The organism is Streptomyces goshikiensis, from assembly GCF_014650555.1.
Taxonomy (GTDB): Bacteria; Actinomycetota; Actinomycetes; order Streptomycetales; family Streptomycetaceae; genus Streptomyces; species Streptomyces goshikiensis.
This window is the reverse complement of sequence record NZ_BMVE01000007.1, coordinates 136,838-158,196: the sequence shown is the minus strand read 5'-3', so window position 1 is coordinate 158,196 and position 21,359 is coordinate 136,838. Positions and strand designations below refer to the sequence as shown.

12 protein-coding genes are annotated in these 21,359 nt (G+C 76.2%); 10 read left to right on the top strand and 2 right to left on the bottom strand.

Features of this window, described 5'->3' with window-relative positions:
- Positions 1-190: 190 nt before the first annotated feature.
- The 10 genes from IE248_RS21790 (at position 191) to IE248_RS21745 (ending at position 16,226) form a co-directional block, all read left to right on the top strand.
- Positions 191-1,045, top strand: coding sequence for a DUF4132 domain-containing protein (locus IE248_RS21790; RefSeq protein WP_073775926.1), 855 nt, complete (start codon positions 191-193; stop codon positions 1,043-1,045).
- Positions 1,042-5,991 carry a DNA-binding protein gene (locus IE248_RS21785; protein ID WP_229895446.1) on the top strand — a complete coding sequence of 1,650 codons (4,950 nt, stop codon included), beginning with the start codon at positions 1,042-1,044 and terminating at the stop codon, positions 5,989-5,991. Before IE248_RS21790 ends, IE248_RS21785 begins: the two co-directional genes overlap by 4 nt.
- A 146-nt stretch (positions 5,992-6,137) precedes the next feature.
- Entirely contained in the window at positions 6,138-7,295 is a 1,158-nt protein-coding gene (locus IE248_RS21780; protein WP_073775924.1) for an ATP-binding protein, read from the top strand.
- Positions 7,292-10,963 (top strand): DUF5682 family protein, encoded by a 3,672-nt coding sequence (locus tag IE248_RS21775; RefSeq protein ID WP_190031449.1) that lies wholly within the window; start codon positions 7,292-7,294, stop codon positions 10,961-10,963. Before IE248_RS21780 ends, IE248_RS21775 begins: the two co-directional genes overlap by 4 nt.
- On the top strand, positions 10,960-12,876 hold the full coding sequence (locus IE248_RS21770; protein ID WP_229895445.1) for a hypothetical protein: 1,917 nt from the start codon (positions 10,960-10,962) through the stop codon (positions 12,874-12,876). The genes IE248_RS21775 and IE248_RS21770 overlap by 4 nt, the downstream gene beginning before the upstream one ends.
- A gap of 133 nt (positions 12,877-13,009) precedes the next feature.
- A complete protein-coding gene (locus IE248_RS21765; RefSeq protein WP_229895444.1) occupies positions 13,010-13,756 on the top strand; it encodes an HNH endonuclease family protein in 747 nt (248 codons plus the stop codon).
- Positions 13,753-14,028: a hypothetical protein gene (locus tag IE248_RS21760; RefSeq protein WP_037799276.1), complete on the top strand. Its 276-nt coding sequence runs from the start codon at positions 13,753-13,755 to the stop codon at positions 14,026-14,028. The genes IE248_RS21765 and IE248_RS21760 overlap by 4 nt, the downstream gene beginning before the upstream one ends.
- Positions 14,029-14,170: 142 nt before the next feature.
- Positions 14,171-14,362, top strand: coding sequence for a DUF5302 domain-containing protein (locus IE248_RS21755; RefSeq protein WP_037796998.1), 192 nt, complete (start codon positions 14,171-14,173; stop codon positions 14,360-14,362).
- Positions 14,363-14,708: 346 nt separating this feature from the next.
- A complete protein-coding gene (locus IE248_RS21750; RefSeq protein WP_073793990.1) occupies positions 14,709-15,122 on the top strand; it encodes a rodlin in 414 nt (137 codons plus the stop codon).
- A gap of 180 nt (positions 15,123-15,302) precedes the next feature.
- On the top strand, positions 15,303-16,226 hold the full coding sequence (locus tag IE248_RS21745) for a glycoside hydrolase family 19 protein (protein ID WP_373301570.1): 924 nt from the start codon (positions 15,303-15,305) through the stop codon (positions 16,224-16,226).
- Positions 16,227-16,432: 206 nt separating this feature from the next.
- Here the strand turns inward: IE248_RS21745 and IE248_RS21740 are convergent, their stop codons facing one another.
- Both IE248_RS21740 and IE248_RS21735 read right to left on the bottom strand, forming a co-directional pair.
- Complete coding sequence (locus tag IE248_RS21740; RefSeq protein ID WP_229895443.1) at positions 16,433-19,201, bottom strand: helix-turn-helix transcriptional regulator; 2,769 nt, start codon at positions 19,199-19,201, stop codon at positions 16,433-16,435.
- Positions 19,202-19,460: 259 nt separating this feature from the next.
- Positions 19,461-21,236 carry a S8 family peptidase gene (locus tag IE248_RS21735; RefSeq protein WP_079195869.1) on the bottom strand — a complete coding sequence of 592 codons (1,776 nt, stop codon included), beginning with the start codon at positions 21,234-21,236 and terminating at the stop codon, positions 19,461-19,463.
- Between the last annotated feature and the right edge of the window lie 123 nt (positions 21,237-21,359).

Genomic DNA, 21,359 nt, shown 5'->3' with positions numbered 1-21,359 from the left:
GTCCCCGGTCGCTCCCGGCCGCCCCCGGCGGGCCCGCCGGCACCCGCGTACCGCCCATCCCGCCTCCCTGGTGGTGGCGTTGTCAGTGGCCCTCGCTAGTCTCCCCGCATACCGCAGCTCAGGGGCGTTGTCGTCGCCCCGGTGAGGGCTGCGCGGAAGCGGATTCGCAACAGGCGGAGGGGCACGGCTGATGGCTTGGCTGGCGGCGGGTGAGGGGTACGAGATCGCCCTCGTGGACGGGCGCGTGGTGGCACGCGGCGCCACGGGGCGGCAGTTGAAGGCGTTGCCCAAGGCATTGCGGGACCACCCCGAGGTGGACCGGCTGCGCCAGCTCGCCGAGTGGCTGGACCGGCACGCGGCCGCCTGCGTCGCGCAGGTGGACGGCTGGATGGTGTCCTCCCTGCCGGTGCCGACCGCGCTGCTCGCCCGGGTGTGGCGGGACGAGGCCTGGCGGGAGGCCCTGCGCGACATGGCCGTCGTCGGCGACGACCCGGACGAGGTGGGCTTCCTGCGGGACGCCACCGACGCCGGCGAGCTGAAGGTGGTCAACCTGGACGGCGAGACCGTACGGCTCTCCCCGCGCACGGTGACCCTGCCGCACCCGGTGCTGCTGCCCGACCTGGACGACGTACGGGACTTCGCGGCCGAACTCGGCATCACCCAGCGGGTCGAGCAGATCCACCGGGCGACCTGGGAGCGCCCCGAGGTGCTCCCGGCGAACACCAACGAGGTGCGGGACTACGCGGGCGGGGCGTTCCCCAACCGTTTCAGCCTCGCCGCGCGGGCCACCGGGCTCGGCTACCGGGTCTCCGGCGGCTACGCCACCACCACCGTCCGCGACGGCGGCCGGACCACGGAGGCGTCGGTGTGGATCGGCGAGCCGTACTACGACGACGAACAGACGACCGGCGGGCTCAGCTGGCACGGCGAGGACGGTCAGGCGGTGCGGCTGACCCAGGTCGGGCCGGTGGCCTGGTCCGAGGGGATGCGGATGGCCGCGGCGCTGTACGCCGGGCGCACGATCGAAGAGGGCGGGAACGCGTGAACACCACGACCGAGAACACCAAGGGGCGGGCCGTGAGCGAGGCCGAACTGCTGCTCAAGGCGGGCGCGGTGCTCCCGACGGGCACCCCGGACGCGGGCCCCGGGGCCGTCGACCTGACCGCGCGGTCCTACCGGCACCCCGCCCTCGACGAGGGCCGCGTCGTCGTGCGGCTCGCCGCCGCCGAACTCGGCGCGGCCGAGGACCTCGCCGCCGGATTCCTGGGCCTCGTGCCCGAGGACGGCGAACCGCCCGTGGTCGGCCTCGGGCAGCGCCAGGCCCTCGGGTTCCCCGAGTGGGTGCTGGTGCACCACCCGAAGGACGGTCACCACGCGCTCGCCCTCGTCCCCGAACTCGACCGGGCCGCCCGGCAGGCCAAGACCAAGCCGAAGGCCGCGCTCGACGCCTGCCTGGAGATGGCCGAACGGCTCGGCGCCTCCGTCCCGCACTTCCTGCCCGTCTTCTACGAGCAGGCCGCGCGGGTCTTCCTCGGCGTCGAGAACACCACGTACGCCGGACAGCTGTTCACCCGCGCCCGCAAGGCCGAGGCGCAGAACGGGCTGACCATCGACGAGGAGCGCCTGGACGCCGCGTTCCTGGAGTTCGCGCTGGCCGGCGCCCTCCCGGTGAAGGTGCTCACCGGGTACGGCAAGGAGCTGACGGCGCGGGTGTCCCCCGCCGAGGCGTTCGAGCGGTTCCGCCGGCTGTGCGTGCGCCGCACCGCGGGCGGACTGGCGCCCTCCGCGCAGGTCGCCGTCGAGCTGCGCCGCCTGGCCAGGGCCGCGGGACTCAAGGGCACCGAGCCCGAGCAGGACTACCTCGCCGAGCTGTTGCCGCTGCCCGCGACGATGCGCGCCTCGCAGGGCTGGTGGACGGCGCACCGCGGCGCCCTGGTCGAGCTGGCCCGCCGGGTCCCGTCCGTACGGGGCACCCTGCTCGGGCTGACCCCGCCCGGCGGCGGCGGGGACGGCGACCTCACCGGCCTGTGGCTGGACGTCCTGGAGGAGTCCGGCGCGACCGCCGGGCTGGCCGCCGAGGAGGTGCCCGCCGAGGAACGCTCCCCGGACGGCACCGCGGGCTGGCTGGAGCGCTTCCACAAGGCCCGCCACACCGGCTGGGGCCGGCGCCCCACTCCGCCGTCCCTGCTCGACCTCGTCGGGCGCTGCGCCGGGCGGCTGCGCGCCGAACTGGCCCTGCCCGGCCGGGAGGAGGGCCTGCGGGTGGACGTGGAGGACGTCGATCTGCTGGACCTGCTGCTCTCGCTGGAGATCCCGGTCGCCGCTCCCGACCCCAAGGGCAACGCCCAGCTGAACCTGAGCGACTGGGCCCGCGCCGGGCAGCGCCGCGATCTGGTCGCCCTCGGCGCCGACGAGCGCTTCCACCCCGCCTTCCGCAAGGCCTTGAACGGGCTGAGCGAAGCCGGCGAGGACATAGTCCGGCAGGTCGCCGCCGCGCCCGGCGGGCGCCCGCTGCTGACCGAATGGGTGCGCGAGGTCGCCCGGTCCTCGCAGGCCGCCGGACTGCCCGGGGTGCCCGACGCGATCGCGCGGCTGACGTGGCTGCCGTACGAGGCGCTGGAGCTGGCCCCGGTGGAGGTGGCCGCGGCGGCCGCCACCGACCTGGGCGAGACCCTGGCGCGCACCCTGCGCGGCGGCCTCCTGGAGGAACTGGCCTGGCCCGCCTGGGAGAGCGCGGTCGCCGAGATGCAGCCCGGCCAGGGGACGCAGGGCCTGACCGTCGTGGAGGCGTGGCCGTACCTGATCGTGGCGAGCCGGACCCAGGTCCGTGTCCTCGACGCCGACGGGACCGTCCTGACGCACGATCTGCGCACCCCGGGCGGCACCACCTCGTACCACTACGGCTTCCACTACGTCGACGGGGCGCTGCTCGTCTTCTGGTCGTCCTGGAGCAACCCCACGACGGAGGGCTACTGGCACACCGCGCCCGACGAGGTCTTCACCCTGGAGACCAACGGCCGCAGCCACTGGGACCTGCGCTCCGAGCACATCAGCCTGCCGCTGCCGGGCGGCGGCCGGGCCACCGGCGCCGGCGTCCTGCACGCGGGCGACACCGCGCTGCCCGCCGAGCGGGCGATGCTGTCGGACGGCACCTCCTACTGGGTGTGGGAGGGGTGGGACCGCAACCGCGCCGAGAACCCCGAGCCCGGCTGGCGCGAGTACGACCCCACCGCCCCCGCCGGCGCCCGCCACGGCCGCCGGTCCCTGCCCGGTGTCCTCTCCGACGCGCTGCGCGGGCACCCGGAGGGCTCGAACCTCGCCCTGGCCTCCTGCCGGCTGCGGCCCGCTCCCACCGTGCCGGGCTCGGTGCTGGGCGCGCCCGTCGACGGCCTGCTCGGCTGGCGGCCCGTCCACGTCCGCGACCAGGGGTGGCAGGCCTCCGACACCTCCGGGCGCACGGTCGTCGTGCCCGACGGCCACCAGATGCCCGTCGCCGCCGTCGTGTTCCCCGGGGACGAGCGCCCGCGCGCCGTCACCGAGCGCTGGCGCGAGCTGAACCTGACCGACCCCGACGGCGTGATCACCGTCACCTCGCACGACACCCACCGGTCCGCCGGGTTCGCCACCGGCAGCGTGGACCTGCCGCCCCTGGACTACTGGTACGCGCTGCGCCCGCGCGACCCCGAGGCCTCGCTGGTGCTGCGCGCGGCCGACCGGGAGACCGTCGGCGCGCTGCTCAAGGCCGCGATCGGGGTCCGCACGGCCGAAGAGCTGCCGGGCCTGGTGAGCGCGGCGCTGCCCGGGGTCACCGACCCGAAGATGATCGGCGGCGTCGTCGAGGTACTGCGGTTCGCGGTCAGCCAGCAGAAGTCCCTCGACGGGGTCGCGGCCCGCCTGCACCCCGACGCCGCGGCCGCCGCCGAGACCGTGCGGGGGCCCGCCGACCGGCTGCTCGGCGACGCCCTCAACGGCGTGACCGGCACCGGGTACTACGGCTACGGCGGCGACAACGACACCGCGCACCGGTTCCTGCGCGAGCTCGTCGCCGCCCGGTCCCGGACGGACGCGCCCGGGGTGCCCGGCCGGCTGCACTTCGAGATGCCGGCGCTGCCGTACAGCTCGCTGCCGTTCACCGCGCTGCTGGACCAGCCCGCCGCCCTCGCCTACCGGGCCGTCGCCGTCGGTGCCTCCGAGGAGGAGCGGGCGGCGCTCGTCACCGTGCTCCGGCTGGTGGACGAACTCGGCCTGGACTCCGCCGAGGGCTGCGCCGCGCACTGGCGCCGGGTCCTGGTCCACCTCGACCAGCGCCACCTGAGCACCCCCGACGGCCTCGCCCGGAGCGTGCCGCACCGGGCGGTGCTCCCGCTCGGCGGCGGCGCGGTCCTCGCCCTGACCGAGGACGACACCTCCGTGCCGGACGGCCACCAGTTCGGGGCGCTGCTGTACGACCCCACCGGCCGCCTCGACGTCCCCGGCCCGTACACCGCGCTCGGTGACGCCCCGCTCGGCGACCGGGAGCGCGGCCCGGGCTGGCTCTCCGTCTTCCTCGACGAGGCCGCCGGCCGGGGCGCGGCGCCCTTCGTGGCGGAGGCCGCCGAGGAGTTCTTCCGGCTCACCGGGGTCTCCGGTGTGATGGCCAGGCTGATCGTCGCGGGGCTGCCCCGCGTCGACAGCTGGGAGAACAACTTCCTGCCCGCGCAGGAGCGCAAGGTGCTCGGCGTCAAGGCGACCGAGGCGGGCCACGCCCGCGACGAGCTCAAGGCGCTCCCCAGCGGGGTCCGGCAGGCCGTGGTGGCGGCGCTGCTGCCCGCCGATCCGGCGCGGCTGTGGAGCGAGGGGCCGGACGTGGCCGCCGCCGCGGCGGTGTGGAACCGGCGGGTGGGCCGTCGTACGCCGGTACCGGACTGGCTGACGACCGAGGTCGCCCGCGTCGCGCGGCACGGGTGGGCCGGGCGGCACGGACTGGCCGCGCTGCTCGACCCGGCGGCCGCGCCGGAGCTCTCCGCCGACCTGCCCTGGAAGGTCGTCGGCGACCACGTGGAGCCGGCCGTACCGGCCGAACGGCCCTTCAACTCGGCCGTACTGACCGGTTCGCTGAGGCTGGCCGCCTGGCTCGCCCACCGGCTGCCCGCCGGTGACGGGCTGCGCGCGGGGCTGCCGCCGGTGCTCACCGCCCTGCGACAGCGGCTCGCGGCGCCCGAACTGCTGCTGAGCCTCGACAACTACGCGGACCTCGGCTCCTTCCGCACGGCGGCCGGGAACCCGACCGAGACCGCCGAGGGCTACGAGCGGTACGGCGCGGTCGTGCTGCCCACGCACGACCACCGTCCCAAGCCCGCGCTGGTGCCGACGCTGCTGGACTCCACCGGCTGCGACCCGTACCTGCCGCTGCTGCGCGGGGACGAGCAGCTGCCCGGCGCCGTCGAGACGGCGCTGCGGGCCGTGCGTGAACCGGCGTTCGCCCGGCTGCTCGCCGACCCGGGCGCCCCGGCGGCGGGCGGGACCGACGCGGACGGCACCTGGTGGCCGCAGGACCCGAGCCGCTCCGTACCGGGGCTGGTGGCGGAGGTGGGCGAGGCGTACGGGCTGGGCGCCGACGCCGCGGTGCTGTACCTGACGCTGCTCGCGATGCCGGACCCCACCGACCGCAACGTCGCGCGGTGGACGGGCTGGAAGCCGGCCCGCCTCAAGGCGGCCCGCGCCGAACTGGCCGCCACCGAGCTGGTGGTGGAGGCCAGCCGCAGCCGGGCCGGACGCTCGCTGTTCCTGCCGGGCGGGTGGGCCGAGTCGGCCGCGCCGGCGCTGCCGGTAGAGACGTGGAAGCTCCCGCTGTACGGGCTGGTCTGCGGCGAGTACCCGACGCTGGGCGTGCTGGTGCCGACCGAGCCGGTCGCGGAGCTGTACGAGCGGGCCTGGCGGCGTGTGCGGGAGGGCGACGCGCCCCGGTTCGAGGAGCTCAAGGTCAAGCGCACCCGCACCCGACGGCGCTGACACCGGGCGCCCCGGTGGGAGCTCCCGTCGGCGGGCGCGGCGCTGCCCTGCGGGGTGCGCCGCGCCCGCCCCCTCCCCCCTTTGCCTCATGTCCGCGTTCCCGATTCCCGATTCCGATTCCCGCATCACCTCAGAGGACGACCCCGATGACCGTCACCGAACAGCCCGCGCCCGCCCGGCAGGTCATGCCGGCCGAGGAGCGGTACGCCGCCGAACTGGCCTTTCTCGCCGCCCAGGACACCGGGCCCAGGCCGCCCGGCTGGGCCCTGACCCCGCGCGCCGTCGTCACGTTCGTCTGCGGCAGCGACGGCGCCGAACTGGTCCTGCCGGGGCGCCGGCGCGCGGGCCTGCCGGCCAAGCTGGCGATCGCCCCGAAGTTCGTCGGCGAGCGGGCGCTGGTGGAGCGCTGCGTGGTCACCCTCGCGGGTGAACGCGGGCTGCTGCTGACCGGCGAGCCCGGTACCGCCAAGTCCATGCTGTCCGAACTCCTGTCGGCCGCCGTCTGCGGCACCAGCGCGCTGACCGTGCAGGGCACCGCCGGCACCACGGAGGACGCCTTCCGCTACGGCTGGAACTACGCCCTGCTCCTGGCCCAGGGCCCGAGTGCGGGCGCGCTCGTCGACTCCCCGGTGCTCTCCGCGATGCGGACGGGCCGAGTGGCGCGCGTCGAGGAGATCACCCGCTGCCTGCCGGAGGTACAGGACGCGCTGGTGTCGATCCTGTCCGACCGGCGGGTCAGCGTGCCCGAGCTGACCGCGACCGAGGACGCGGTGGTCTCGGCGGCCCCCGGGTTCACCGTCATCGCCACCGCCAACCTGCGTGACCGCGGGGTCTCGGAGATGTCCGCCGCGCTGAAGCGGCGGTTCAACTTCGAGACGGTCGAGCCGATCGCGGACGCGGACGCGGAGGCCACGCTGATCCGCCGTCAGGCCGTCGCCGCGGTACAGCGGGCCGGGGCTTCGTTCGGGGTCGACGACGCGGTGCTCGACGCGCTCGTCACGGTCTTCCGGGACCTGCGGTCCGGGCGCTCCGCCGAGGGCTGGGACGTGGAGCGGCCGGGCACGGTGATGTCCACCGCCGAGGCCGTACAGGTGGCCGCGTCACTGGGGGTCGCCGCGGCGTACCTGCCGGGCGGGGACGTACTGGACCTGCTGCCGGGGCATCTGCTGGGTGTCGTGCGCAAGGACGACCCGGCCGACCACGGGCGGCTGCTGGGGTACTGGGACGGCCCGGTGCGGCGCCGCGCGGAGGACGGCTCGGCGATGTGGCGGCGGCTGTGGGACCTGCGCGGGAGCCTTCGGTGACGGAGCTGATCGATCCCCGGGCGGCGGTGGACGCGCTCGCCGCGTGCCGCGAGCCGTACCTGCTGGGGGTGCGGCACCACAGCCCCGCGCTGGCCGCGGTGGTGCCGGCGCTGCTGGACGCGGCGGGGGCGGAGGTCGTCTGCGTGGAGCTGCCGGCCGACTTCCAGCCGTGGCTGGGGCATCTGGCCGACCCGGAGACGGTGGCGCCGGTCGCGCTGGCCGGGGCCGGCGCGGAGGGCCGGCTGGCGTTCTACCCGTTCGCGGACTTCTCGCCCGAGCTGGCGGCGATCCGCTGGGCGCGGGCGCGCGGGGCGGAGGTCGTGTGCTGCGATCTGCCGCTCGGCGACCCGGGGTGGACGTTGCCGGGCGGGGCCGGGGCCCCGGCCCCGGGGCGGCGGCCGTTCGCGGACGCGCTGTCCGCGTCCGGCTCGGGACGTGACGGTGACGACCTGTGGGACCGCGCGGTGGAGGTGCTGGCTCCGGGCTGCTCCCCGGAGGCGGTACGGCGCGCCGCGCTGGGTGTCGGGTGGGGGCTGCGCGCGGACGCGGCCGTCCCCGCCACCGACCTGGCCCGCGAGGCCCGGATGCGGGAGGTCATCGCCGGGGCCGCGTCCGGCGGCCGCCGCGTGGCCGCCGTCATCGGCGCCTTCCACGCCCCGGCCCTCGTGGCCCCGGCCCCACACGGACATGCTCCGGCCAACCCCGACCCCTCGGACACGAGCGCCCTGCCGCTCCCCGACGCGGGGACCGCCGGTACCGGCCCGGCCACGGGGACGGCCGGTGCGGGCGCCAACCCGGTGCCGCCCGTCGCCGGGCGACCCGACGCGACCCCGGGCCGGACCGGCCCGGGCCCGGTAAACGGGGTTCCTGTCGGGGAGGGCACCGGCGCGGGGTCCGGGGGGAGCTCCGGGCAGGGGGTGGTGACGTCGCTCGTCGCCTACGCGTACGAGCTGCTCGACTCCCGGTCCGGGTATCCCGCCGGGATCCGGGACCCGTTGTGGCAGCAGGCCGTGCTGGAGGCCGGCGGGGAGCCTGAGCGGGTACGGGAGGCCGCCTCCGTCGCGATCGTCGGGGTGTGCCGGGAGCTGCGCCGGGCCGGGCACGTCGCCGGGACCGGTGAGGCGGCCGAGATGCTGCGGGTCGCCTGCGACCTGGCCGGGCTGCGCGCGCTGCCGGCCCCCGGGCGGGGCGAACTGCTGGAGGCCGTGGGCTCCGTGCTCGGCGGGGGGCGGCCCCAGGCCCGCGCCCTGGAGGCCGTGCTCGTCGGGACCGGCCGCGGCCGGGTCACGCCGCACGCCCCGCGTTCCGGGCTCGGACCCTCCGTCGAGGCCGAGCTGGCCGAGCTGCGGCTGCCGTCCCCGCGGGACCCCGCGCCCCGGGAGGTCCGCCTCGATCCGCTGCGCTCGCCGCTCGACGCCCGCCGCGAGGTCATGCTGCAACGGCTGCTGGTCTGCGGGGCCTCCTACGGGGAGCAGCTCGCCGTGGCGGCCACCGGCGACGGCACCGCCCTCGGCACCAAGTGGCGGCTGTCCTGGACGCCGTCCGTGCCCGCGCGCCTCGATCTGGCGGGGGTCCGCGGCGTCAACGCCGCCCAGGCGGCCGCCGGGACGCTGCGGGACGTCGCACGCCGGGCCGCCGCCGAGGGCGGCCCGACTCCGGCGCAGATCCTGACCGGGCTCGCCGCCGCCGCGCGGTGCGAGCTGCCCGAGCTGGTCGACGTACGCATGGACGAGGCGGCCGCAGTGCTGCCCGAGACCGCCGCCCTGCCCGAACTCCTCCAGGCGCTGGAGCTGCTGGAGGGCCTGCGGCGCGGGCATTTCCCCGGGACCTCCGCCGAGGCCCTGGCGGCGGCCGGCGAGCTGACCGGTGAGCTCCTGGAGGCCGCGGTACGGGCCCTGCCCGGCCTGGCCGGCAGTGACGACCCCGCCGACGCGGGCGCCCTGGTGGCACTCGCCGACCGGGCCGCGGGCCGGCACCTGGGGCTCCGCATCGACTCCGCCCTCGCGGAGCTGTCCGACACCGCGTCGCCGCTGATGCAGGGCGCGGCCCTGGCCGTACGGGTGCTCCTGGACCTGGATCCGGCCGCCGGGCTGGGCGGCCGCGCCGCCGGGTGGATCGACGGCGCCGTCACCCCCGGGGCCCGGCGGGCGCTGGCCCGCAGGCTCGGCGGGCTGCTGACCGCCGCCGGTCCCCTGCTCCAGTCCTCGCCGGCGGCGCTCACCCCGCTGCTGGACCGGGTGGACGGCCTCGCCGACCAGGCGTTCCTGGACCGGCTCCCGGCGCTGCGGGGCGGCTTCGACGCGCTGTCCCCGGCGGCCCGGGGGCGGCTCCTGGACACCGTCACCGAGCGGCTCGGCGACCGGATCGACGTATCGCTGGACGCGCCGCCCGCGCTGCTCGCCCTGTGGGCCGCGGCCGACGCGGCGGGGCTCGCGGCGCTGAAGTCCCTGCCGCTGCCGGCCCCGGCGACCGGGACGGCCGACGCGGCCGGGCCCGGGGCCCCGGCGGCTCCGGGCGCCACCGGCCGCGGCCCCGCTGCGGCGGATCAGCGGCTGGCTCCGGCCGACCGGTGGCGGCTGCTGCTCGGCCGCCAGCGCGATCGGCTCCCGGCCGACGCGCGCCGCTACGCCCGCGCGCTCGACGAGCTGTACGGCGCGGGGCGCGGCGAGGGCGCCTCCGACGTCGAGGGCGGCGCCGGCCGGGGCGGCGGCCAGGATCCCTCCTTCCCCACCGCCCGCGAGTGGTCGGCGGAGCTGGAGGCCCTGTTCGGCGCGGACGTACGGGAGGAGGTGCTCGCCGACGCGGCCGGCGCGGGGCGCACCGACGTGCTGGCCCAGCTCGACCCGGCGCTCGTGCGCCCCTCCGTCGAGCTGCTGACCTCGGTGCTCTCGCTCGCCGGGGGCATGCCGGAGGCGCAGCTCGCCCGGCTGCGCCCGCTGGTCAAGCGGCTCGTCGACGAGCTGGCCCGGGAGCTGGCGACCCGGCTGCGGCCGGCGCTGTCGGGCATCGCCACCCCGCGTCCGACGCGGCGGCCCGGCGGCCGGCTCGACCTGGCCCGGACCCTGCGGGCCAACCTGGCGCACACCCGGCGGCTGGACGACGGCCGGGTGGTGGTCGTACCGGAGCGGCCGGTGTTCAGCACGCGGGCGAGCCGGGAGGCGGACTGGCGGCTGATCCTGGTGGTGGACGTGTCCGGATCGATGGAGGCCTCCGTCATCTGGTCGGCGCTGACGGCGGCGGTGCTGGGCGGGGTACCGACCCTCTCCACGCACTTCCTGGCGTTCTCCACGCAGGTGGTGGACCTCACCGACCGGGTCGAGGACCCGCTGTCTCTGCTGCTGGAGGTCCGTGTCGGCGGTGGTACGCACATCGCGGCGGGTCTCGCGCACGCCCGTTCGCTGATCACCGTGCCCAGCCGGACGCTGGTCGTGGTGGTCAGCGACTTCGAGGAGGGCGCGCCGCTCGGCGGGCTGCTCGGCGAGGTCCACGCGCTGGCCTCCTCCGGCGCCCATCTGCTGGGCTGCGCCGCGCTCGACGACGCGGGCACGCCGCGGTACTCGGTGCCGGTGGCGCGGCAGCTCGTGGCGGCCGGGATGCCGGTGGCCGCGCTCAGTCCTCTCGCCCTCGCCCGCTGGGTGGGCGAACGCCTTCGTGGAGAATCCAATTGAGCATCGATGAGTCGAGCACCGGCGGGCCGGGTTCGGTCCTCCTTCCCGCCGTCGCCCCCGAGGTCCTCGCCGAGGCGGTGGAGAGCCTGAGCGGACGGCTGCGCAAGAAGCTCGACGCCGCGATCGAGGGCTGCGCCGCCGGCGCCGTCCGGGCCGCCGACGGGAGCGTCGGCGTCCGGTTCGGCGAGGACGCGGTGGTCACCCTCCGGCCGGGCCCTTCGGGGGTGGTCACGGAGGCGGACCAGGCCGTCTGCGGCTGCCTGTTGGCTCCGCGCTGCCTGCACCGCGCGGCGGTACTCGGCGCGTCCCCGATCGCGGACCCGCAGGAGCCGGCGCCCCCGGCCCCGGGGCCCGACCCGGTGACGGGGCCCGCGGCAGCCGCCGGGCCCGGTGCGGCGCCCGGGGCATCCGCGGCGACGACGGCGACGACGGCGGCCCGCGCGGCGGCCGGGCCTGCGGCGGGCCCCGCGGCGGGCGGGGCGGAGGGGGCCGCGGAAGGCGGGGGGCTCACCGCCGCGCAGGTGCGGGCGGCGGCCGCGCTCTGGGGAGCCGCCGCCGAGGCGCTCGCGGCGGGGGTGACGGCCGGTGGCGCCGTCGTCCAGGCCGAGTTGCTGCGGGCCGCGCACACCGCGCGGATCGCGGGGCTGCCGCGCGCCGAGGCCGCCGCCCTGCGGGTGGTACGGGGCCTGCGCGCCGCCCGGGACCGCAGCGCGGCGCAGCGGCTGGCGGAGCTCACCGGGGCCTTCCGCGAACTGCTTTACACCGCCGGGCTGCTGGCGTCCGGCGCGGCGGGCGCCGGGCTGACCGGGGCCGTCCGCCGCTCCTACGAGGCGGGCGGCAGCCTGCGGGTGTACGGGCTGTGCCGGGAGCCGGTGCTCTCCGCGACCGGGTACGGCGGTGTGGCCACGCACCTGCTGGGCGTGGACGGGGCGCACTACTCGGTGTCCGACGTCCGCCCCGGCGGCCTGTCCCGCGCCCGGGGTGCGGGTGCCGCCTCCGTCGCGCTCGGCGGGGCGGTGCTGGACCACGCCGGGCTGGCGCGCGGCGGCCTGCGCGTCGTCGGCGCGACCGTGTCGCCCGAGGGGCGGCTCGGGGCCGGGCGCGGGGTGCGGGCGACCGCGGTGGGCGGTGTGGCGTGGGGCGAGGGCCCGACGGCGGCCCTGTTCTCCCGGCCTGCGGCCGAGGCCGTGGCCGCGATGCCCGCCGAGGGGGCCGAGCCGGGGCTGCTGGGCTGCGACGTCCGGGTGGTCGGGGCGAGCGGCGACCACGTCCTGGTCCGCGAACTGACCCCGGGCGCTCCGCTGTTGCGGCTGGCACCCGCGCATCCGCATCCGGAGCTGCCGCACGCGGCCAACCTGCGCAGGATCGCGGGGCATCCGGGGCTGGTGCTGCGGGTGCTGGGGCGCCCCGACCTGGACCGGGCCGCGACCCTGCGGCCGCTCGCGGCGGGCCCCGTACCCGGTGCGGAGCACTCGCTGCGGCTGCCGCCGGAATGGCTGGGCCGGGCGGACCTCGGCTACGACCGCCTCCAGGGCGCCCATTTCCCGGGTGGTGCCGAAGGCCTCGTACCGCAGGAGTCCGCGCCCGCGGCCGGCGCGGATCCGCTGGCCGACTCCCCGCTGTGGCGGGTACGGAGGCTGCTGGAGGCGGGCGTCGCGGGCGGGCGGCGGGCGGTGGCCGAGGCGGCGCGCGGCGCGGAGCCGGCCGCTCTGGCGGCGGCGCTGCGCCGGGCCGGGTTCGGCTCGGCGGCGGAGCTGGCCGCCGCGCTCACCGCGGAGGCGGACCGGCGCCCGCGCGATGCCTTCGGGCGTCTGGCGGACGCGTCGGCCGAGCGGTACGCGTGGGCCTGGCTGGCGGCGGCGGCCCATCTCGCGGCGGCGGAGCGTTCCTTGGTGGCGGCCTCCTGGGCCTGATCGGGCGAAGTCCCCCTAAAGGCGCATGAACCGGTGTGATCTTCACCGCCCATCGGCTCGTTTCGTGCGGTTGGATGTCCGGTTATGGGTAGTCTTCCCCGGTCGGAGTGCGGAGTCTGCTCGGGGTGGGGTCATGGGACGTCAGATACGCGTACGGGGCGGGGCACTGGCCGTCGCGCTGGTGCTGGGCCTGTCCGGATGCGCCGGATCCACCGGCGGCGCGGCCGGCGAGCCGGACGGGAAGGCGGGCGGCAAGCCGAGCGGGAAGACCTCCGCGCCCGCCCCGTCCGCGCCGGCCGGCGGTGGCAAACCGGCCGCCGGGGACGTGCTGCCCGGCATGGTCACCGCGGCCGTGGCCCGTACCCGGCTGGCCGGCCTGAAGGTGGCCAAACCGGGCACCATGGCCGGGTACAGCCGGGACAAGTTCACGCACTGGGCCGAGCAGGGCAACAAGTGCGACACCCGGGAGGTCGTCCTCAAGCGGGACGGCTCCGGGGTCACCCAGGACGCCGAGTGCCGCGCCGTGTCGGGGAGTTGGAAGAGCCTGTACGACGGCTCGGCCACGACCGACGCGGGGAAGCTGGACATCGACCACATGGTGCCGCTCGCGGAGGCCTGGCGCTCCGGCGCCGCCGGCTGGGACGCCGCCCGCCGCAAGGCCTTCGCGAACGACCTGACCCACCCGCAGCTGCTGGCGGTGTCGGCGGCCTCCAACAGGTCGAAGGGCGATCAGAGCCCCGACCTGTGGCAGCCGACGGACAAGAGCAGCTGGTGCCAGTACGGGCGGGCGTGGACCGTCGTGAAATCCGACTATGGTCTGACCGTCACCGAACCCGAGAGGGCCATGCTCACCACCATGATCGACACGTGCGGCCGATGAATCACCCACAGGAGTGGCAGGACGACGTGCCGGCCGGACCGGGCGGCGCGATGACCGACGAGGTCGGCGTCATCACCGGTCCGCTCACGCTGCGTACCGTCGCGGCACCGGACGGGAAGATCCGGTTCGAGGTGCAGTACACCGACGCCGACGAGTGGTACACGCTCAGCGGCAGCCCGCTCCCGCACGGTGATCCGCACGCGCTCCACCGGGCCGCGCTGGCCGCGATCCGGGCGGGAAACGGGGCGCAGGCACCGGCCGCACCGGCCTGATCGCGGTCGCGGCGGCCGGTGCCGATGTGGTGCCGATGTGGTGCCGCTTCGGCGGCGGTCCGCCACGTCCGGCGGGAAACCGCTGGTCAGCGGGCACGGCAGCTGACAGACTGAAACGGCTTGATCACCCCAGGAGGACAAGATGGCTGACGAAACAGACACCCCGCAGGACGAGTCGCCGGCCGACGCGGCCAAGCGCAAGTTCCGGGAGGCGCTGGACCGCAACGCGGCGAACGCCCACGCGCAGCAGGCCCACCAGAACCGGGCCAAGGTGCAGGGCTCCAGCAGCGGCGCCGGCGGCAAGAACAAGAAGGTCCGCCGCAAGACCGGCTGACCCTCGCCCCCACCGTCGAGGAGCTCAGTCTCGCCGTCCCGACGGCGGGACCGGGCAACTCCGCCTTTCCCGGTCACCCCGGCCGCAGCAGCCGCCCCGGTGACCGCCCCGCCCCGCCGGCCGCCCGGGGCGCGGGAGGATCCGCGCGGCCGGGCGCCGGTGAGCACTCCCGGCGCGACCCCCGCCTCCCCCAGGGCACGAGGGGGCGCACGCGGGGGCGGCCACGGCGCACGGGGAGTGAGTTGTTGGGCCGCATGGGTGATGAGCGATAACCAAGGGCCTCGTCGGCAGTTGACCAGCATGTCCCGCCGGGGAACGACTCATGCGACAAGAAGGATTCCGAGACATGCTCAAGAAGTTCATGACCTCCGCCGCGATCGCCGCGACCGCCCTGGGCGCGGGTGCCATCGCCGCCTCCCCGGCGATGGCGATCGGCAACGACAACGGCGTCAACACGGTCAACGGCAACAACGCCTCGCAGATCTACGGAAACCAGGAGACCCACGGCGCCATGAGCCCGCAGCTCAGCGCCGTCCAGGGCTCCCTGAACAAGCTCTGCGTCGGCCTGCCGGCCAAGGTCAACGCCCAGTCGCTGGTCGCGGTTCTCGCCAACATCGGCGTCCAGGACGTCAACGTGCTGTCCAACCCGCAGAACCAGCAGTGCGCCGAGAACTCCACCCAGGCGAAGGGCGACGAGTCCCTGTCGCACATCGTCGACAACATCCCGGTGCTCTCCGGCAACCTCTCCGCCGGCAGCTGATCCGTTCCCTCCGGACCGGCGTGACGACCCTGGTCGTCACGCCGGTCCGGCGTTTGCGGAGTCAGGGATTCAGGGATTCAGGATTTATATGGTCTAGACCTTGACAGGTCCAGACCAGCTTCGGTTCAGTGGCGGTAGTCGCTCCCCCACGGCAACTCCCCCCACTCAAGGAGCTCTTACGTGATACGTGCGCTACGCCGCCGCGCCCTCTCGCTGGCCGCCGCCGCTGCCGTCACCCTCGGCCTCGCGATCGCACTGCCCGCCTCGCCCGCCGCGGCCGCACCGGCCTGCGCCGGCGCCTGGGCCTCCTCGGCCGTCTACACCAACGGCATGACCGCCTCGCACGGCGGCCACAACTGGCTGGCGAAGTGGTGGACGCAGGGCGAGACGCCCGGCACCACCGGCCAGTGGGGCGTCTGGTCGGACCAGGGCGCCTGCGGGGGCGGCGGGGGCCAGGACCCGGACCCGGACCCGGGCAACCCCTCCGGCTTCGTCGTCAGCGAGGCCCAGTTCAACCAGATGTTCCCGAACCGGAACTCCTTCTACACGTACAACGGCCTGGTGGCCGCGCTGTCCGCGTACCCCGGCTTCGCCCGCACCGGCGACGACACCGTCAAGCGCCGCGAGGCGGCCGCCTTCCTCGCGAACGTCTCGCACGAGACCGGCGGGCTGGTGTACATCGTCGAGCAGAACACGGCCAACTACCCGCACTACTGCGACGCGACGCAGCCCTACGGCTGTCCGGCGGGCCAGGCCGCCTACTACGGCCGCGGCCCGATCCAGCTGAGCTGGAACTTCAACTACAAGGCCGCTGGCGACGCCCTCGGCATCAACCTCCTCGCCAACCCCTACCTGGTCGAGCAGGACCCGGCCGTCGCCATGAAGACGGCGCTCTGGTACTGGAACACCCAGAACGGCCCGGGCACGATGACCGCGCACGCGGCGATGGTGAACGGCGCGGGCTTCGGCGAGACGATCCGCTCCATCAACGGCTCCCTGGAGTGCAACGGCGGCAACCCCGGCCAGGTCCAGAGCCGCGTCTCGAAGTACCAGAGCTTCACCCAGCTGCTCGGCGTCACGCCGGGGAACAACCTCAGCTGCTGACCACCCACCGGGGGTTGCCGGGGGCCTGCCCCTTCGCCGCCGACGATGACCAGGGCGCCGCGCGGCGCGGGTCGGCGAAGGGGACGGTCCCCGGCCGCGTCCTGGACAGGACGCGGGCCGGAAGAACGGACGGGCCCGGGCGGGATGACCGGGCGGGCCCGGGCCGGAAGGCCAGGCGGGCCCGGGCCGGAGCGCCCCGGCTCCGCTCAGGCGATGCGCAGCGCCGTGGCCAGCTGGGCGCGGGAGCGGACGTCGAGCTTCTGGTAGATCCGGGTCAGGCGGGACTCCACCGTCTTGACGCTGAGGAACAGCTTGGCGGCCGCCTCCTGGTTGCTGGCGCCCTGGCTGACGAGCAGCGCGAGCCTCGTCTCGGCGTCCGTCAGCGCCGCCACGCCGGGGTGGCGGGCCGCGGTGGCCGCGGTCTCGGGCGCGGTCTCCCGCGCCAGGTCCAGCCAGGGTTTCGCGCCGGCCCGCTCGAAGACCTCGGCGGCCGCCCGCAGCGCGGCGCGCGCCGGTGCGCGGCGGCGACGGCGCCGCTCCACCCGGGCGAGCGCGAGCAGGGTGCGGCCGCGCTCCAGCGGAAGCCCGAGGGCCTCGAACCGCCGGGCGGTGGCCTCCAGCAGGGCCACGGCCTCCTCGGCCTCGCCGAGCGCCGACAGGCACAGGCCCTGGGCCCGGTCGAGGGCGGCGGTCACGGTGGTGCGCCCGAGCGTGCGGGCCGTCGTACGGACGTCCTCGATCAGCCGGGCCGCCTCGTCGGGCGCGTCGGCTGCGACCAGGGCCTCGGCGAGTTCGCCGTGCCAGCGCAGGACGGAGGGGTCCACCACCTGCTGGGCGGCCTCCAGTTCCGCGACCCGGCGCAGGGTGGCGACCGCCTTCGCGGCCTCTCCCGTGGCCAGTTCCACCAGGCCGAGGGCGTACAGGCTGCGGGAGAGGAAGACCTGGTCGTGTTCCTCCTCGGAGGCCTGGATGCCGCGCCGGGCGTATCCGGCGGCGCGCGCGAAGCTGCCGCCCTGCGCCTCGGCGGTCGCGGCGCAGTACCAGGCGGGTCCGGGCGAGAGGCCCGCCTCGATGGTGAGCTCCAGAGCGTGCCGGGCGTGCGCGGAGCCGGCGGCGCAGCGGCCGCCGCGCAGTTCGACCTCGGTGAGGCTGCGCAGCACCTCGAAGACGTCCTCGGCGGAGCCGGTGCGCCGGACGGCGGGCAGCAGCACCAGGAGCTGGCGGCGGGCGTCGTCGAGCCGGTCGTCGAAGAGGGCGTGGCGCACGGCGAGGTACTGGGGCGCGTTGCGCATGCCGAGGGGCACTTCGGGGGCGGGCACGGCGAGGGCCTCGGCCAGGATCTCCTCGGCGTCGGGGTCGCCGAGGATGCGGCCCATGCGGGCCCGGACGGCCAGGGCCATGGCCTCGGCGACCTGGTCCCCGCCGGTGGCGGCGAGCTCTCCGGCGGCGGCGGCCGCGTCGCGGGAGCGGACGGGGTCGCCGTCGCTGAGGTTGTGCTTCCAGGCGACGCGGAGCTGGACGGCGGCCTGGAGGGAGGGCTCGGTGGCGGCGTCGGCCATGGCGTGGGCGAAGGTCTCGTCGAGGTCGGAGAGGGCCTGCCCGGCGGCGTCGATGACGGCGAGCCGGGCCCGGACCCGGTCGGCGGGCGAGGCGTCGCGGGCCAGGACGGCGCGGGTGGCGCGGCGGGCGAGGTCGGCGCGGCCGGCCCAGCCGGCGTCCTCGGCGGCGGCGACGAGCCGGGCCAGCTCCTCGCCGGCGAGGTCGACCGGAGTGCGTTCGGCGGCGAGCAGGCCGAGTTCGGCGGCGAGGGCGCGCTGGCCGCGGCGCCGGCAGGCCGCGGCGGCCTCGGTGATCTCGGCGGCGAGCCACTGGTCGGGGGTGTCCACGGCCAGCGCGCGGTGGCGTACGGCCTGGACGGGATCGTCCACGGCGCCCGCCAGCGCGGCGTGCGCGGCGGCGCGTTCGGGCCATCCGGCGTCGGCGGCGAGCGTGGTGCGCAGCGCCCCGGCGGTGAACCGGACCGCGCCGTCCTCCCCCACGGTGACCAGTGCGGCCCGTTCGGCCCGCGCGAGCTCGCTCTCGGCGTCGGGGCGGCCGGCCCGCCGTAGCAGGGCCGTGGTCGGGCGGGTGGCGAGGGCGGCGAGCAGCAGGGTGCGGCGGCCCTCGGCGGGGGCTTCGGCGAGCAGTCTGCGGGCGACCTCGCGGGCCTGTCCGGAGACGGGCAGGGTGTCGGCGTGGTGGGCTCCGCCGTCGCGGGCGCCGCCGGCCTCGGCGAGGGAGTGGCCGAGGGCGAGGGCGAGGCGGGGGTTGCCGCCGCTGGCCTGGTGGATGCGGCCGGCGAGGCGGGCGGGCAGGTTGTGGCGGACGAGGAGTTCGGCGATCTCCTCGGCGCCGAGCGGGGGGACCCGGATCTCGGGGGTGCCGGGGCCGCAGAGGGGTTCGGTGGCGGGGCCGCCGCCCTGGACGCGTTCGGCCACGAGGACCCGTACGCGGGGCGGGGTGAGGCGCAGGGCGAACCGGAGCAGATCGGCGCTCTCGGCGTCGAGCCACTGGGCGTTGTCGAGGACGATCAGGACGGGGGTGCGGGCGGCGAGGGTGCGCAGGACCTCGACGAGGGCGAGGCGCAGGGCGACGTGGTCGCGGCCGTCGCGGGGCTCGTCGGTCTCGCGGCGCAGCAGGGCGATGGCGGTGCGCTGCGGTCCGGCCAGCCGTTCCAGCGCGGTGCGGGGGACGGTGGAGAGCAGGGCGGCGGCCGAGGCCTCGGGTATCGCCTCGTCGCCGGCCTCGGGGGCGAGGCGGAGCACGGTCTCGCGGCGCTCGGCGGCGGCCGCGACGGCGCGCACCACCTCTGTTTTGCCCGCGCCGGCGGGTCCGGTGAGGAGGGCCCTGCCGTGCGTGGTCAGCGCACGGTCGACCGCCTCGATGATCCCGCCCTGTCCGACGGTCGTGTCAGCGTTCCCCGTCGCCGCCACCACGCACAGCCACCAGCCTCTCGGTCCCCAGCTCCTGTGCCTTTCCTGTGAGAGGCGACAATACGAGGTCGGATGGCGTGTCGACCCCGATTGTGACGCAGAATTCAGTCGGATCCCGGGAAAGCCCGGCGGCCCTGCCGGTACGAGGTGTACCGGCAGGCCCGCGGGCTGTGTTGGTCCGTACTATCGGCCCGTCAGCCGGGCCGGGGCGCGGCCCGGACCGCGTCCGGCCGGGGTGTGGGGCCCCCGGCGCGGTGGCGGATCAGAAGCCGAGGCTCCAGGAGTCGATCTTGCCGGTGTCGCCGCCCGCGTTGTCGTTCACGCGGAGCTTCCAGGTGCCGTTGGCGGCCTCGGAGGAGGCGTTGACGGTGTAGACCTGGTTGATGTCGGCGGTGCCGCCGCCGGTCCGGTTGTGGAGCGTGTAGACGCTGCCGTCGGGGGCGACCAGGTCGACCTTCAGGTCACCGATGTAGGTGTGCGCGATCTTCACGCCGACCTTCAGGGCGGCCGGGGCGTTGCCGGTGACGCCGCTGACGGTGATGGGGCTCTCCACGGTGGCGTTGTCACCGATGGCGAAGTCCGTGGTGTTCTCGAAGCTGCCGGCGGGCGGGGTCGTCGTCGTCACGGAGGCGACGGCCGCGGCCGCGTCGGCGAGACCGGTGCCGCAGCCGCCGGTGCAGGTGCCGGCCAGCGGGCGGGCGGTGTTCTTGATCGCGGACTCGACCTGGGCCGGGGTCAGCGAGGGCTTGGCGGACTTCAGCAGGGCGGCGAGACCCGCGATGTGCGGGGCGGCCATGCTGGTGCCCTGGTAGGGCTTGTAGGCCTCGGCGCCGGGGGTGGTGGCTCCGGCGTTCAGGGTGGAGAGGATCGCGTTCTCGGGGGTGGTGACGGTGCCGGGCGTGTCGGTGGCGCGGCGGGTCTCACCGCCCGGGGCGGCGACGTCGATGATCGCGCCGTAGTTGGAGTAGTACGAGCGGTCGCCGGCGCGGTTGGTCGACGCCACGTTGATGACGTTGTTGCAGCTGGCGGGCGAGAAGCCGGAGGCGTTCGCGTTGCTGTTGCCGGCCGCGACGACGACGGTGGTACCGCGGGCGACGGCGGCGTTGATGGCGTTCTGGTAGCTGGTGCCGCAGGCGCCCGGGCCACCGAGGCTCATGTTGATGACCTTGGCCGGGGTGGCGTTGGCCGGGACGCCCGCGACGGAGCCGCCGGAGGCCCAGGTGATGGCGTCGACGATGTCCGAGGTGGCACCGCCGCACTTGCCGAGCACGCGGACGGGCTGGATCTTCGCGCCGTAGGCGATGCCGGCGACGCCCTTGGAGTTGTTGGTGGCGGCGGCGATGGTGCCCGCGACGTGGGTGCCGTGCCAGGAGGAGTTGCTGGCCTTGGAGCTGGCGCCGCACTCGCCGTCGGTGGCGTTCCAGTCGCCCTCGTCGGCGGGGTTGGCGTCACGGCCGTTGCCGTCGCGGGCCTCGGAGGCGGTGGAGATGAAGTCGTAGCCGGCGACGATGTTCGGGGCGACGTCCGAGTGGGCGACGTAACCGGTGTCGATCACGGCGACGGTGACGCCGGAGCCGGTGGTCTTGTCCCAGGCCGGCGGAACGTTCATGCCGGCGGTGGGCTCGAAGAGGTCCCACTGCTTGGCGTACTCGGTGTCGTTCGGGGTGACGGCCATGGCGTAGGCGCGGGTGTCCGGCTCGACGTAGGCGACGTCGGGGTCGGAGCGGAACTGGGCGATCACGTTCGCCGCGTCGGCCGGGGCGGTCGCACCGCCGAGGTTGACGAGGGCGGCTCCGGTGCCGAGGCGGCGGTCGAACTTCGCCTTCTTGCCGGCCTTCTTGCCCTTCGCGGTGGCGTCATCGGCAGCCGCGGTGTTGGAACTGGCCTCCGTGGCGGAGGACTTGTAGCCGACGATCAGGTTCTCGACCGGCGCGGTGGGGGCGGGGACCGCGGCGGCCGCGGCCGGGGCCGCGGCGGGTGCCGACTGGGTCAGGGCCACCGAAGCGGTAGCGGAGCCGGCGAGGAGGGTGACCGACATGGCCACCACGGATATGAGCCGACGTCTGTTTGCGTGCACGGTGTTCCCTTTCGCGGGCCGTTTCCGGGCAGGCCGGAGCGGCCGGTTTGAGCTGTGTGGGAGGTGAACCGGCGGACCGCGGGG